Consider the following 15,267-nt stretch of genomic DNA (forward strand, 5'->3'; position numbering starts at 1 on the left):
TGGTCTGCCATGAATGAAAAGAACAACCTTCACAGGTTGCTCTCTCACACTCTATTCAAACGATTTATAAACAAGAAAGGTTTCAATTCATTTTTGATAAATGTTATTCTTCACTACTGCTGTCTTGCATCAGTGATACACTACGTTGTGGTGTGAACGTGGAAATTGCGTGTTTATACACCATTTGCTGGCGTCCATCACTGTCAATGACGATTGTAAAATTGTCGAATGCTTTAATTATTCCCCGGATTTGAAAACCGTTGGTCAGATATACCGTAGCAGGGATATTTTCTTTGCGTAGTTGGTTCAAGAATGTATCTTGGATGTTAATGGACTTGTTCATATGACGTACCCCCAATGGTTCAATTAGATTGTTCAGAAGTATATTCAAGACCTGAGAGAAACTTTCCTGCTATTATACCACGTATTTTTGAGAAATTCTCAGAAAAGTTTTGTTCACCTTCGACATCGATCCACTCGATTTCCTTCATGTGGCGAAACCATGACAACTGTCTTTTGGCGAATCGGCGAGTATCGCGTTTAAGCAGTATCACAGCTTCTTCCAGCGTCAGCTCTCCCGCCAGGTAAGCGGCAATTTCCTTGTAACCCAATCCCTGCATGGACACAAGGCTTCTGCTGTAACCGTTATCCAGCAGTCCCTTCACCTCAGCAACGAGACCATCCGCCAGCATGCTATCAATTCGGTCCTCAATACGTTTATATAGTATTTTCCGGTCCATTGTCAAACCTATGAGACATAAGTCATAGGGAGATTCCTTCTTTTGAGCAGCATGAGAAGCGGAAAGTGTAGTGTTTGTCTGGTGTTGAATTTCCAGTGCACGGATAATTCTGCGACGGTCGTTAGGATGAAGTTTGGCTGCGCTGACTGGATCAACCGCCTCGAGTCTGGCATGCAGTGCAAGCGCTCCATGTTCTTCCGCAAATTGATCCTGCTCTTTACGGAAAGCTTCATCAGCCACTGCTTCCGAGAACTGAAAGCCGTAACATAAAGACTCAATATACAGTCCAGTCCCCCCTACGATAAAGGGAAGCTTCCCTCTAGCGCTTATCTCCTCGATGAGTCTAGTGCCCTGCTCTTGAAATTCAGCGGCAGAATACGCATCCTGCGGATCATGAATATCGATCAGGTGATGGGGAATGCCGTTCATTTCGGCGGGTGTAATCTTAGCTGTACCAATATCCATACCACGATAAACCTGCATCGAATCGCCGGAAATAATCTCAGCGTTATAAGCCGCTGCCAGCTCCAGACTTAACCGGGTTTTGCCTACGGCAGTTGGTCCTAACAGCACTAGAACCTTATGCCTTTCTTTAGTTGTCAATGTGTATCACCCCGTACGATGTTTTGGAGTTGCTTCGGAGCAGCTCAGTAAACCCTAGACGTTCAAATTCGCCACTCAAAGCCTTTTCTTTTAAAAGAACAGTCTTACGGGCGACCCTAACCGCTTCGGCTACACTCTCTGTCGATAAGGCTGCACGGTTAGCGAATTGCCGCAGCGGGGAAATCGAGGCAGAACCCGTCAGAGGCACGCGAAACATAGGATCAAAGTAAACAATATCCACACTTCGATCTGGTTGAGACCGTAAATAATCCAAATGTTCACTATGCACGACATTAACTCTGCGTAAAGCCTCATTGACCTTTACTTGCCCAGAGGTGTAATGAGACATCCCTTCACTGAGCAGTGCGTACAGCGGTAATGAGCTCTCCAAAGCGGTAACCTCTGAGGACTCACCACCATGTACAGCAAACAGTAAGGAGTCAGCTCCTAATCCAGCTGTACAATCCAATACGCTATCTCCGGGAAGCATTCGAGCCGCAACAAGCATCGGCTCGATCTCACCCTTTAGAATTCGTTTAGCGCGAACGAAGCCCATGCTCGGATGAAACTCCATAGGCTCCATTCCTAAGCGGTGTAGTCGAACAGCGTCCTGAGATAGAATCAGAATATCCTCATCTCCGTAATGTTCAACCATCCTTGTAATGGAGAGCTTCTCACGTGGAGCATAACTACAACCCGTTCTCTCCGCAAGGCTTTGCGCGCGTTCTACTATTTCCATTATCGGGCTATACCCCGTAGTTATAATCATGGTGCCTCCAGTCTTGCTCTTAACAAATTTCAAAAAATGTATAATTACATAACCCGCTTGAACAATTTCTCTAAATCATAGGATGAAAAAGAGATCACAATCGGCCGTCCATGTGGGCAAGTATACGGTTGTTTGCACTCTGCCAGTCGGGACAACAGAGCCTCCACTTCCTGTTCTGTTAGTTTATGGTTGGCCTTAATCGAGGCTTTACATGAACACAGAATCGATGACTTTTCTCGTAGCTTCGCAAGATCAATCATACGCTCGCTTAAGACCCACTCCGCCATTTCTTCAACGACCGCCTTCTCATCCCCTTCAGGAAACCAATAGGGCAAAGAACGAACAAGAAAGGTCTGTCCGCCAAAGTGCTCAAGGTATACCCCGGCCTGCTGAAACCAATGTAGACGTTCACTAAGCTGACGACTTTCAGAAGGCGTGAACTCCAGTGTAATCGGCAGTAACAGCTCCTGTGAGGCATCCTCCGGCCGACCAAATTTCTCATAGAAGTATTCGTAATTAATACGTTCATGTGCCGCATGCTGATCGATTAAATAGAGTCCTCCATCATTCTGGGCTATGATATAGGTCCCATGATGCTGGCCTATATAATTAAGCTCAGGAAAGGCTGGAAGTCCAGGCTCTTCTTGTTGTGGTGGAGCCCATAGCTTCTCAACCGAAGGGAGCTGCTTCTGCGCCATTGACGTTTCTTGCGGGCGATAGCTATTGGAATAACTAGTATTCGCATTAGTTTGGCGCCCCTGCGAAGATGAAGACGGATAGCCTGACCCGTAAGCTGGAGCTACCTCGCGAGCCACCTGATGATCTGCCTGACCTTCCTTGCTAAAATCACGGGAATTACGGTCAAGGTTCGATGACTGTAGTCCACTTAAGAAGCTGGCAGATCCCGTAGGGGCTGTATCCTTCTCATCACCATTCGAAGATGACGGCGGAACAGCTCCTTTGGAAAAAGCAAATTGCTCCTGGATAAAGGAGCTGCTGCCCTTGGGTCCGATTGTTTCCTTGCTTGGACGTGGAATCAGACTTTGCCCCAGCAGTATTTTGCGGATCTCCTGCTCAACAAAGGTGTAAAGCTCATTCTCTTTACTGAATCTAACCTCGAGTTTTGCTGGATGTACATTGACATCTACCAAAGAGGGGTGCATATCCAGTTCAAGAACTAATAACGGATAACGGTTAATCGGAAGCAAGGTGTGATAAGCACGCATGATGGCTGCGTTCAGTCCATTACTGCGAATATAACGTCCACCGACAATAGTAGTGATTGCATTTCGATTGGAACGTGTCCATTCTGGACGACTAATATATCCGGAAATCCGGTAATCCAAGTCTTCTGCCGTAATCGGCAGCATTGCTTTGGCGGCATTGGTTCCGTAAACAGCTGCGATGACCTGCAGCAGATCACCATTTCCGAGCGTATGCAGCAGCTGATTGCCATTATGATGCAAGGTAAAAGAGATCCCCGGATGAGCCAGCGCCATGCGGTACATGGCATCTGAGATATGTCCCAGCTCCGTCTGAATACTCTTCATATATTTCAGCCTTGCCGGCGTATTAAAAAACAATTCACGAACGGCAAGATCACTTCCCCGGCCGGATGGAGCGTCCTCATTTCGCATGAGATTGCCACCCTCAATGTCTACTAGCCGCCCTTTGCCGTCATCGGCAGTTGCAGTTAGAAGCGATACCTTGGAGACCGCGGCAATACTGGGAAGTGCCTCTCCGCGGAAGCCTAAGCTTGTGATTTGAAATAGATCGCGGCCATTCAGAATTTTACTTGTAGCATGACGGTAAAAGGCGGTCTCGCAATCTTCAGGATCAATCCCGGAGCCATTATCTTTAACGCGGATGCTCTGCAAGCCCCCCTCTTCTACCGATACCTCAATTCTTGTACTGCCAGCGTCAATTGCATTCTCGACAAGCTCCTTTACAACAGAAGCTGGCCGCTCTACTACTTCACCCGCAGCTATCTGGTTGGCAATATGCTCGTCCAATATATGAATTTTGGCCATTTCATTCACCTCTTATTTAGGCAATCAATTATTATAAAATCTTTATTGCAGATCCTTAACCTTCATCTTCAGCTCGTTCAACAGACTCATCGCCTGCAGCGGCGTCATATTCATAAGATCAGCGTCACGCACAGAAGAAATGAACTCTTTTAGCGCAGGATTCTCTTGGATTTCGGTTACCGCAACTTGATGTGCACTACCTTTGCGATTCTTGCGTGGTTCTTCCTCACCAAAGATAGACAACTGAACAACCTCATTTTCTACAGGTGCCTCAGTGATGACACTTACGGCTTGCGCTATCGAGGATGCGCTAGCAACTTCTCTTACAGCCGCCTGTCTTTCGAGGCTTCCCCCGTAATGAAGTTCAGAACCACCAGGATGGGCTGCCTGCTCAATGCTCTGCAAGAGACCATAAGCTCGGTCAATAATCCCTTCAGGAAGACCCGCAAGACGTGCACAATAGATGCCATAGCTGCTGTCAGCCGCTCCAGGAACTAGCTTGCGCAGGAAGTTAACTTTATCACCGCTCTCTTGAACAGCCATAGAGTAATTCCGCAGTCCTTTAAGACTTCCTTCCAAATGAGCCAATTCATGAAAATGCGTCGAAACTAGAGCTTTGCAAGAAATAACATCATGTACATATTCAATAACCGCCTGAGCGATGGCCATACCTTCACTGGTCGAGGTACCTCTTCCCAGCTCATCAATAATAATCAAGCTACGAGCTGTTGCTTTCTCTGTCATAACCTGGATATCAGCCATTTCCACCATAAATGTACTTTGTCCACCGATCAAATCATCAGCTGCTCCAATACGAGTGAAAATCCGGTCTATAAGCGGAACTTCAGCACTGTTTGCTGGTACAAAACATCCAATCTGAGCCATGATGCAGATCAGCGCCACCTGACGCATGTAAGTACTTTTTCCCGCCATATTAGGACCTGTAATTAGAAGAATATTACCTTCTTCCTTACTCAGCGTGCTTCCATTTGCAATAAAAGCAGAATCTTTAAGCACCGCCTCCACAACGGGATGACGGCCCCCTTCAAGCCGAAGATCATAACCATCCGAAAGGACTGGCTTCACAAAACGATGTTCGGCACTAACTGCCGCCAAGCATTGATACACATCAATCTCGGCAACCTTTTCCGCAAGATTTTGCAGGCGGGGAATTTGCCCGCTGATGCGATCACGCAGTTCGGTAAAGAGGCTGTATTCCAAATCCGTCATTTTATCCTGAGCTTCAAGGATGAGTGCTTCCTTCTCCTTAAGCTCAGGAGTGACAAAACGCTCTGCGTTGGCAAGCGTCTGCTTACGTTCATATCTTCCTTCCGGCAGTGCAGCCAGATTGGATTTGGTGATCTCTATGAAATACCCGAAGATTTTGTTATAGCCGATCTTCAGTGACTTAATGCCAGTGGCCTGTCTTTCCTTAGCTTCCAGTTCAGCGATCCAACGTTTACCGTTACTGCTAGCTTCCCTAAGCTCGTCCAAACGTTCATGATAACCGGAACGGATAATTCCACCGTCGCGCACAGACACCGGGGCATCCTCGACGATTGCGCGGTCAATATCCTCTCGCAGCTCAGCGCATTCATCCATACTTGCACCGATCTCTCGTAAAGTAGCTGAACCGGAGGTCATACATAAATCCTTCAATGCAGGAATTTGTGCCAGCGATAATTTCAGAGCATTCATATCACGGCCATTGGCACTGCCAAAAGCAATACGACCCACCAAACGCTCCAAATCATAAATTTCTTTAAGCGCTAAACGCAGGTCCTCGCGAACGATAAACTGATTGTACAAATAATCGACAGCCTCTAGGCGCCGTTCGATCGGAGCTCGCTGCAATAGCGGCTTATCAATTCTGCGACGCAACAGACGGGCGCCCATCGACGTTTCCGTTCGATCCAGCAGCCAGAGCAGGGATCCTTTTTTGGAGCGTTCGCGAACCGTCTCGGTTAGTTCAAGATTCCGGCGTGTAAATGGATCTAGAATCATATAATTGCCTGGTTCATAAGGAGAAATCTGACTAAGCTGCCCTAACGAACGTCGCTGGGTCTCATTCAGATAAGAGATCAGAAGCGCCAGACATTGTCCACGTTCCTTCTCTAGACGTACCCATGCCGCTTCACCGAACTGACGACGTGCCAGCTCCTCCTCGCGTTTCTCCCAAGGGGTGTAAACTACAGGTTTGGCTAACAGCGGCGTTTCGCTTCGCAGGATCTCCAAAAGTGCAGCGTCTCCGATGATCTCAGCCGGTTCATAAATGCCAATCTCATCACGCAGCCATTCGGCTCCAGATAATACCGAAGTAACATACAGCTCACCAGTTGTTAAATCGCAGGCAGCTAATGCCATCATTCCGTCACTTTCGGTGACGCAAACGAGGTAGTTATTGCTCTTGTCAGCAATGATTTTTCCATCCATCACGGTTCCTGGTGTCACGACGCGTACAATATCCCGCTTCACCATGCCTTTAGTGACTGAAGCATCCTCTAACTGCTCACAAATGGCGACTTTATATCCTTTTTCTATCAGGCGTTGAATATATCCCTCGGCGGCGTGGTAAGGCACTCCACACATAGGGATTTTCTCCTCGCCCCCGCCTTCGCGGCCTGTCAACGTAATCTCAAGCTCCTTGGAAGCCAAAATGGCATCTTCAAAGAACATTTCATAGAAATCGCCCAGTCTAAAAAATAGGAAGGCATCCTTAGCCCCTTCCTTTACCTTTAAATATTGCTCTATCATCGGCGTATATTGTGCCATGGTCAACCTCCATGCCTATTTAATGCTGTCCCCCATTATAACAGAAAATTGATGGACAAAGTTACCCTGAAACCTCACATTAGTACAACGAAAGACTAGAATACTTATCAGACAAACACTTACTTGAGGTATATTCTTCTGCTTTTAAATATTGTAAAATCTTAACACAGAGCGTCAGCCCATATAAAAATCAAAGGAGAATACAATATGATACGAAAGCTAACGAAGGATGATCAAGAGCTGCTGATGGCATTGCTGTGGAAAGAGCCGGCGCTTAATTTATTTATCATTGGCGATGTGGAGAATTTTGGGTTTGAGCAGGATTTCATGGATTTATGGGGAGAGATTGACCCAGCCGACGGGCGGATAAAAGCCGCTCTGCTGCGCTTCTATAGAAGTTACCTTCCTTATGCAGATGGCCCTTTTGATGTCGAGGGGTTCGCTGAGATTATCCGAAAGGATAATGACATACATATGATCTCCGGAGCCTCAGAGGTGGTGAAGGCTTTTGACGGTGAAATTAATTTCAAACAAGTAAAACAGCTGTATTTTGCTGAATTAAAAGAAATGAACAATAAAATAAGTGAGTCCTTCTCTTCAGCTGAGCCTATTAAAAAAGCTACGGTTCAGGATGTAGAAGCGATTTGCGCACTCACGGATACCATTGAAGAATTTGAAAGCAGCCGGAATGGTTCAAGAACCAGCCTGCGTAAAACGCTGGAAAGCAACACCGGCCGCACCTATTATATAGAACGGGAAGATAAGGTCATTGTCACCGCTTCAACTTCAGCGGAAAATTCCATGTCAGCGATGATTGTAGGGGTTGCCACACATCAAGCATTCAGAGAGCAAGGCCTTGCTTCGCGCGTAATGGCACAGCTATGTGCAGACCTGCTCCATGAAGGAAAGTCATTGTGCCTCTTTTATGACAACCCACATGCCGGAGTTATTTATAAACGACTTGGTTTTCAAGATATCGGTTCATGGACCATTGTTAACATGTAGACCAAATAGTAAAATCACACTTTTACTTTGCTGCACCATAACTCACGTATATCCCGTGATTCATCCCACGTCCGTTCAGCGGCAATATATTCGAATAAAGGCTCGATATAGGGGGCGGCAATCTCGTAGCCGCCTAGGGAACGCAGCTGCGCCAGCAATGGGGGGATTGCGGCGCGCAGCGGAGATTTATCGCCGCTGTAGTAGGCGATATGCAGGTCTTCCCGGTCGAGCGGGCGTTGTGTCAGGTCCTCATAATGGCTCACGATTAGGTGAGCCAGATAGACCGCGCCTTTAGCGATGACCGGGGATACCAGGAAGCTCGGCAAGGTCCGGTACTCGAAGCCGCCATGCGGCTGAGTCCGGAAATCGCCGAGCACGCCGTATCGGGGACGACGCGCCCCTGCGCGGACGTCTTCGAGCAGAAGCATGGGCAGCGCGAGATAGTTATCGAGCGCGCGCAGCAGCGGCGCCGTCAGCGTCACGCCGCTGAAGTGCAGATGGCCGCCGAGGGCCCAGCCCGTCAGCGGCATGCCTCCCGCCCGCCAGCGCAGCGAGCGGTCGGCGATGAGCCGGTCCGCCAGCGCCGCGGCGGACATCAGCTGCGCCAGCAGTGCGCGCGGTTCCCCGCGCGGCTGAGGGCGCAGCTCGGCGACCGGGAACGCGCCGCGCGTTCCCGGAGGTCCGGCGTCGCAGCCAGCGACGCCGTCCGTGGGCAGGTACCGCGACGCAGGCACGACGCGGCCGGTGGATTCCCGGAGGATGATAAACTCCGGGTCCATGCCCATCAGCAGGCCGCTGCGGCCCGGCTGCTCCAGAGCCAGCTTTCGTTCCAGCGCTAACGCTGCGGACCGATAAGGCTCGGGCAATCGTTGCCCGGAGGTCTTTACTAGTGGAGTGACCCCCTCCACCACATACCTCCGGTTCCCCATTGCCCTCAGCAGGACCTCACCGCTATCCAGCCCCAAGCTATACAGCGTGCGGACAGCAATCCGCTGGAGCAATTTCATCACCCCGCGAAGCTCTCCCCGCACTCGGCCTCCCGTGGTATTGCTCTCGGCATTAGCAATCCTCACAGCTTCGCTGTAATTATCGGCGGCCGCACGCATTCCAAGACCTGCTCCAAGCAAAGAGATGTGGAGGACAGTCAAATGATAAACCAATATCTTATAACACTGCCTGTGGCCCTTCTCAGTAGCATGTGAAGCATATGTATCGACAAACCGTTTTCCAGAGGGCGTCAGCGTTGCTTCAACCCCGCTTCTAAGCAATCTGGACTCTCTCTCTGCCACAGACAATTCTGAATACACCTTAAGACCTTCATTCATACTCTTTAGCGCCTCCATCCGAGCGTGAACCTTTTTTCATCCTAAAAATAAATAAAAAAAAGGAGGGCATTCGCCCTCTACGCCGCCGCACTCCCTACATATAATGGACCATAACCCATTGATACTCAGTTAACGGCGGCGTATCCTTCCTTACAGCTCATCATCCAGATTGTCAGGGTCCAGATCATCGTAATCGAAGCTATCACCTTCAAAATCATAATCCTTGTCTTCTGGATCATCACTTTGCTCAGTGACATACACACGGACTTTGGTCTCAGCCACCAACTCCACTTCGAATTCGCGCTCTACGCGAAGTGTCACACTGCCTCCGCCTGGCGATACGCCCGCCTCTACACAGTTGGGTTCCTGCGTTGCCTCCGCAGAGACCTCAACTGTTGAAGTGCGGTGTCTCGTGTCCAGGTAGGAAAGCGGAATGAGCTCCACATAAGAGACTGTTTCCTTTGCTACCTCGGTCTGCTTGTTCTTGTCGTACGAGTACCAGATGTTTACATCATAAGTACCAATTACTTCGATTCCGTTCCCGGCGGCAACCGCTTCGTATTGGTGGTTGATAATCCAAGCCCCCAAAATACTAGTCGGATGATGTGGCGGAGTCACGGTATGGGTTGCTGTAGAGAACTTACGACCTTTGCCGCAAATTGCCTTCGTAATGATCTCCCTTGTTTGACGTTTATGGCTTAATGACATCTTTGAACCTCCTCCATACAATCATTCACTATCAAGTGTATGCAGGTTCTAGGCATTTGTTGATTGTTAGACTATAAATAAATTTGAGTAAGCCCTCAAGAAGGCTTTTTCAGGAGACTCATAGTTCATTTTATTTCAAATTTTGTACATATATGAGTAGATTCCAAAAATGGTCCAACCTGTTCCGGAGCCATTCCTACCCCCTCATAAAACCTTAAAACACCAGCTATTGCGGGATTACCCGCACAATTCCAAGTGATCTATGTTTGCTTAAGTCAATAAAATCCTCATCAATATTCACCAGTGGCCGCAAAGGGTCTGTAGCAAGAATCATAACAATTTTTCCTTTTCGCCCATCTGTCAATTCCACTTCGTTCCCTAGCATTGACTGCATTAACTTATTAATAAATACTCTGCAAATATAAGGGTCGAGCTTACCGAACACGCTCTCCTCCATTTGCAGTAATACTTCGTATAAAGGAGCCGCTTTACGATAAAATCGGTCGGAGGTCATCGCGTGAAACACATCAGCCACAGCAACGATTTTACTGAAATCAGTAATCCGGTTCCCAAGCACACCAAATGGATAACCACTGCCGTCCATTCTTTCATGATGCTGTAAGGCTACTAGCGCTTGGGTATGGTTTGTGCCTACCGTATCCCTGATCATCTCATACCCAAAGGTCGTATGCTTTTTCATCAGCTGAAACTCTTCGTCGGATAATGGACCGGGCTTGGTTAATATGTCATCCGGGATTCTCATTTTGCCGATATCGTGAAGAGTCGCTGCAATGGTCAACATGCTCAAATCCTCAGACTTTAGCTTCAGCCATTTGCCTAGCAGGGTAGATATTATGCCCACAGCTACATTATGTCTGTATGTATAATCATCTTTGGTCTGCAAAGCAGCCAATACTCCGTAGAAGTCATTCTTTTCGCTTACCTGCTGGATAAACGGAATCACTTCATTTCTAACTTCCAGCATAGGAATTCTTTTATTTTTGTTATGACGAATCTGTTCAAAAATATTCTCAATCGCAGCTGTACAATCATCAATTGCAAGCTGGAAAAATTCCGCGCTATCCAGCTGGACGACGTCATGAGATTCCAGAGTGATCTTATGTTGACGAATTAATCTAATATGTTCAGCACTCAATAAAGTCAATGCGGGTAAAACAAATACTCCTTTGTCATTAAAGAGGTTAGCTACAAGTTGTTTTCCGATAAATGATTCCATATCTTTGTCCATACGCCTCACCTGCCAATGCGGAAAATCCGTATATGAATTTCCTGCTTGAATTTGAACTCACCCTATAATTGTTAATCTCTTTCGAAGATCAACTTTTAGTTCATACATATTTTATCGTGATTTCAGGGGCGAATGTTAATACTTCACTTTATTAAAGCCTAATTTTAAGCTTTTTTCCGGGTGAGTAAACGTTTCTCAGGCTTATAGCTGACCGGTATTTTATGGCGTTTCGCAATTTTTAAATACAGTGCCAATTCTCTGCAAAGCTGCAGAATCGCTGATCGCACTTCAAATTCCTCACGTGTCTCTGGCAAATCCATGCTTTCAAACTCATGTTCAAGCTCTTCCAGCAAATGTTCCGTGCGGCCTGTATATTCTTCAGCCAAAACATCTCCGCTAAGCTGGTCGAACAATTCAGCTACCATCTCTCCATGCGGTAAATGGCGATATACTTGAGAAATCAGCTGCATCATGCTTTGTATCGATTCCAGCTGCTCCTTACGCATATAGAAATAGACATTCCAAGCTTCATCAGGATGAATTACATGATTCTCCATCTCGCGAGTAGCTGCTGTCAGTCCCCGCTGCACTGCATTATCCGCTTCAATTAATTCTTTGCCATCCCACATATACGCAGGCTCACGCAAAGTACGGGCCATCTGAGTAAAAATAACTGAAAAGTATCGATCCACTTCCTTGCGGATTCCATAAATAACTCCCCCAGTCTGTGGCATGTAAATTAAGTTGACCACCCCCGCTGAACCGAGACCTATGGCCAGTAGCTCTACTTGCTGCAACAACACATGTAGCGATAACTCAGCTTGTCCAAACACACGAAACACAATAACAGAGCTAGTGACAATCCCTTCCTTGTAGCCGGACTTCACAATCATTGGAAAGCCAACAAGAACGTACAGTCCAAGTACCCAGTAATGAAACCCTAATATCCAAAATAAAATACACCCAAAAAAGAGTCCCACGAGCGAGGCCAAAAAACGCGCCGTTATCGTCCGGAAACTCCTTTTCAAGGTAACCTCCACACCCAGAATGGCTAAAAGCCCTGCACTTTGTGCATTGGGTATGCCTACTGCAGACGCGAGAAGAACGGACATTAACGTCGCAGCAGCTGTTTTAATCACACGAAATCCCATAACCCTATCTCTCCTTAAAAGCACTAACCGTTAATAGGTAAAGATATAGACATGTTACAAGATTTTGTGAATGGACACAACGTTACATTAGACTTACCGACGGTATAACAAGCGCTTCTCCAGATACACTACCAGTTGATACATTGCCGTTGCTACGGCTGCAATAATCAGCAGACTGGACATCACAAGCGTGAAATTAAACACCTGGAATCCATATATGATCAGGTACCCAAGACCGGATTTTGCTACTAGAAACTCTCCTACGATAACCCCGACCCATGACATTCCCACATTCACCTTTAGGGTAGAGACCACCGTTGGAAAAGATGCCGGAAGAATCACTTTAAAAAACACCTGAACTTTAGAAGCTCCAAAAGAGCGGACCACCTTCACCAGATTAGGATCCACACTGCAAAAGCTATTGTAAACAACAAGTGTAGTAATAATCACCGTAATCGATAAGGTTGTCACAACGATAGCGGTGAAACCCGCCCCGAACATTACGATAAAAATCGGCCCCAAGGCCACCTTCGGCATACTGTTAAAGACAACCATAAACGGATCAAGCACCGCTGATAAAAACGGAGACCACCAAATAATCACTGCCAGCAGCGTTCCTAACAAGGTTCCCAGAACAAAGCCTACCGCAGTCTCTCCTACCGTCATCCCCAAATGAGGCCACAAGCTTCCACTGATCATATCCTGCCAAATCTGTTTGAAGATTTTTGTCGGGTAGCTGAACAATAACTCATCAATCCAGCCCATTCTTGCTCCCGCTTCCCACAACACAAAGAACAGCAGCAACAGACTGCTTCTTACAGCAATAACCTGATTACGCCGGCGCTGTTTAGTTTTTTTGAAATCCACATGCATTTGCTGCAGCCACAGTTCACGGGAAGCTAAGACACCCGCTTGCTCTGTTCGTTTCATTAGCTTTCCCTCCCTGCGATCTCCATCTCTGTCCATACTTCATGAAAAAGCTCCGCAAACCCTGGCTGATCACGCGCATACAGCGGTGGGGCTGAGCGGATTAGCTCCGGAACAGGAAAAACTTTACGAATCTTCCCTGGATTTCGCTGCAATAAAATAACCCTACTGCTGACCGCAATCGCTTCTGACAGATCATGCGTGACCAAAATAGCCGTGGTTCCCCGGCTGCGTAAGGTCTCTGAGACTAAATCTTCCAGCTGAAGTTTGATCTGATAATCAAGTGCCGAGAACGGCTCGTCTAACAGCAGCAGTCCTGGATTGGTAGCTAATGTTCGTACAAGAGCCACCCGTTGCCGCATCCCTCCGGATAGCTGAGAAGGATAGGCCTGTTCTTTCCCTTCTAATCCCATCTCGCGCAGCAGCTCCAAAGTCCGTTTATGACTTTCTTCGTTTAAGCTTCCGGTAAGCTCCAGTCCAAGCACGGCATTGTCAAGAATACTCCGCCAAGGAAAAAGATAATCCTGCTGCAGCATATATCCAACCTCAGGTGAAGGGCCTAGAATGGGTTGGCCATTTACGAATACTTCTCCCTCAGAGGGCTGCAGCAGTCCGGCAATAATCGATAGGAGAGTCGTCTTACCACAGCCACTTGGGCCTACTAAGCTGACGAATTCTCCTTGCTCGACATTAAGATTTAGATCCTCAACGGCCAGTGAAGCTTCCCGATCGCCGAGATAGGCATGCGTTACTCCCTTTAATTGCACTACTGGAAGCAAGGTCATCCCCTCCTTATAGTTAACAAAATCCATTTAGGATCTTATCTCTCTTATTTAGAGCCACTGCTCTTTATGGTCTTTTCAGCTTTTTCAGCAAAAGTATTGTTCACGATTTTTTCTGCTGGAACACGTTCTTTAAGTTCACCTGCGTTGTCCATAACATCTAGTAGATTATTCCATTCCTCATTATCAACAACCGGATTAATGGCGTAGGTGTCCTGCTCCTTGTAACGTTTTACAGCAGAAATCACAATGTCACGATCCGTTTTATCAAAATAAGTTATTATGGCATCCGTAATTTCTTCAGGACTATGTTCCTTCACCCAAAGCTGAGCACGCTGGATGGCATTAGTGAACTTTTGCACGGTATCTCCATTTTTCCTAATGTAGCTGTTTTTTGACATGAATACCGTATAAGGTAAATAACCGCTCTCCACCCCAAACGATGCCACTACAGCTCCCCGGTCTTCTCGTTCGAAGATAGAGGCCTGCGGCTCAAACAGCTGCACATAATCCCCAGTACCTGAAGCAAATGCACCGGCAATATTAGCAAAATCGATATTTTGGATCAAGGTAATATCCTTCGCAGGATCAATTCCCTTTTTAGATAAAGTAAACGCGCCTGCCATTTGTGGCATTCCGCCTTTTCTTTGACCAAGGAAGGTAGAGCCCTTCACTTTATCCCAATTAAAATCTCCATCAGCCTTCCGGGCGAACAGGAATGTTCCATCCCTTTGAGTCAGCTGTGCAAAATTAATGATCGGATCATCCGAGCCCTGCTGATACACGTAAATGGAGGTTTCTGAACCAACCAACGCCACATCAATAGCTCCTGAGAGCAATGCAGTCATGGTTTTATCTCCACCGGGAATCGTCTGCAGTTCTACATCCAGCCCTTCATCTTTGAAGAAACCTTGAGTCAAGGCAACATACTCGGGTGCATAAAAGACAGAGCGGGTAACCTCCCCAATCTTCACCTTTACCGTCTCTGACTTTCCGCCGCAACCGGCAAGTACTGAAAAGCATAAAGTAATGATCATGAGCGACAATGACAGCTTTTTCCGAATCTTCATTCTTCATTCTCCTTTCTTACCGGGTCCTTCGCCCTTGCTTAAAGCATATGCACATGCCTACTGAAAGGTTAAAATCCCGAATATCGTGGGGAATTAAAAGAATATCCATGATATCAGCGGTTTTTATTGATTTTAT

13 protein-coding genes are annotated in these 15,267 nt (G+C 47.1%); 1 reads left to right on the forward strand and 12 read right to left on the reverse strand.

Annotated elements, in window-relative coordinates; all coding sequences use genetic code 11:
- Window positions 1–103: 103 nt before the first annotated feature.
- Genes hfq through mutS form a run of 5 tightly spaced genes read right to left on the reverse strand, consistent with a single transcriptional unit; the run spans window position 104 to window position 6,914 of the window.
- Entirely contained in the window at window positions 104–343 is a 240-nt protein-coding gene (gene hfq / locus MHH46_RS17775) for an RNA chaperone Hfq (protein WP_036687741.1), read from the reverse strand.
- 19 nt (window positions 344–362) lie between these two features.
- On the reverse strand, window positions 363–1,343 hold the full coding sequence (gene miaA, locus MHH46_RS17780; RefSeq protein WP_175619957.1) for a tRNA (adenosine(37)-N6)-dimethylallyltransferase MiaA: 981 nt from the start codon (window positions 1,341–1,343) through the stop codon (window positions 363–365).
- Window positions 1,333–2,145 carry a class I SAM-dependent methyltransferase gene (locus MHH46_RS17785; protein ID WP_305953964.1) on the reverse strand — a complete coding sequence of 271 codons (813 nt, stop codon included), beginning with the start codon at window positions 2,143–2,145 and terminating at the stop codon, window positions 1,333–1,335. The genes miaA and MHH46_RS17785 overlap by 11 nt, the downstream gene beginning before the upstream one ends.
- Before the next feature lie 11 nt (window positions 2,146–2,156).
- On the reverse strand, window positions 2,157–4,142 hold the full coding sequence (gene mutL, locus MHH46_RS17790) for a DNA mismatch repair endonuclease MutL (RefSeq protein ID WP_076190183.1): 1,986 nt from the start codon (window positions 4,140–4,142) through the stop codon (window positions 2,157–2,159).
- A 42-nt stretch (window positions 4,143–4,184) separates the two neighbouring features.
- Complete coding sequence (mutS, locus tag MHH46_RS17795; protein WP_076184448.1) at window positions 4,185–6,914, reverse strand: DNA mismatch repair protein MutS; 2,730 nt, start codon at window positions 6,912–6,914, stop codon at window positions 4,185–4,187.
- Between the two features lie 207 nt (window positions 6,915–7,121).
- Between mutS and MHH46_RS17800 the strand changes: the two genes are divergently transcribed.
- On the forward strand, window positions 7,122–7,919 hold the full coding sequence (locus MHH46_RS17800) for a GNAT family N-acetyltransferase (RefSeq protein ID WP_076190182.1): 798 nt from the start codon (window positions 7,122–7,124) through the stop codon (window positions 7,917–7,919).
- A gap of 14 nt (window positions 7,920–7,933) precedes the next feature.
- Here MHH46_RS17800 and MHH46_RS17805 read toward each other — a convergent pair whose 3' ends face one another.
- The 7 genes from MHH46_RS17805 to MHH46_RS17835 all read right to left on the reverse strand — a co-directional run bounded on the left by MHH46_RS17805 (window position 7,934) and on the right by MHH46_RS17835 (window position 15,131).
- Window positions 7,934–8,926 (reverse strand): putative amidoligase domain-containing protein, encoded by a 993-nt coding sequence (locus MHH46_RS17805; RefSeq protein ID WP_256717174.1) that lies wholly within the window; start codon window positions 8,924–8,926, stop codon window positions 7,934–7,936.
- A gap of 468 nt (window positions 8,927–9,394) precedes the next feature.
- Window positions 9,395–9,952 carry an outer spore coat protein CotE gene (locus tag MHH46_RS17810; protein ID WP_036687755.1) on the reverse strand — a complete coding sequence of 186 codons (558 nt, stop codon included), beginning with the start codon at window positions 9,950–9,952 and terminating at the stop codon, window positions 9,395–9,397.
- A gap of 226 nt (window positions 9,953–10,178) precedes the next feature.
- Window positions 10,179–11,201 carry an HD-GYP domain-containing protein gene (locus tag MHH46_RS17815; protein WP_051491532.1) on the reverse strand — a complete coding sequence of 341 codons (1,023 nt, stop codon included), beginning with the start codon at window positions 11,199–11,201 and terminating at the stop codon, window positions 10,179–10,181.
- A gap of 164 nt (window positions 11,202–11,365) precedes the next feature.
- Window positions 11,366–12,352 carry an aromatic acid exporter family protein gene (locus MHH46_RS17820; RefSeq protein ID WP_076190180.1) on the reverse strand — a complete coding sequence of 329 codons (987 nt, stop codon included), beginning with the start codon at window positions 12,350–12,352 and terminating at the stop codon, window positions 11,366–11,368.
- 93 nt (window positions 12,353–12,445) lie between these two features.
- The gene (locus tag MHH46_RS17825; protein WP_076128364.1) at window positions 12,446–13,282 is read right to left on the reverse strand and encodes an ABC transporter permease; all 837 of its coding nucleotides are present in this window, start codon (window positions 13,280–13,282) and stop codon (window positions 12,446–12,448) included.
- Window positions 13,282–14,058 carry an ABC transporter ATP-binding protein gene (locus tag MHH46_RS17830; protein WP_076142119.1) on the reverse strand — a complete coding sequence of 259 codons (777 nt, stop codon included), beginning with the start codon at window positions 14,056–14,058 and terminating at the stop codon, window positions 13,282–13,284. Before MHH46_RS17830 ends, MHH46_RS17825 begins: the two co-directional genes overlap by 1 nt.
- A 50-nt stretch (window positions 14,059–14,108) precedes the next feature.
- Window positions 14,109–15,131 (reverse strand): ABC transporter substrate-binding protein, encoded by a 1,023-nt coding sequence (locus MHH46_RS17835; RefSeq protein ID WP_076190179.1) that lies wholly within the window; start codon window positions 15,129–15,131, stop codon window positions 14,109–14,111.
- Window positions 15,132–15,267: the final 136 nt, after the last annotated feature.

Source organism: Paenibacillus sp. FSL H8-0175 (assembly GCF_045040615.1).
Lineage (GTDB): Bacteria > Bacillota > Bacilli > Paenibacillales > Paenibacillaceae > Paenibacillus_AQ > Paenibacillus_AQ odorifer.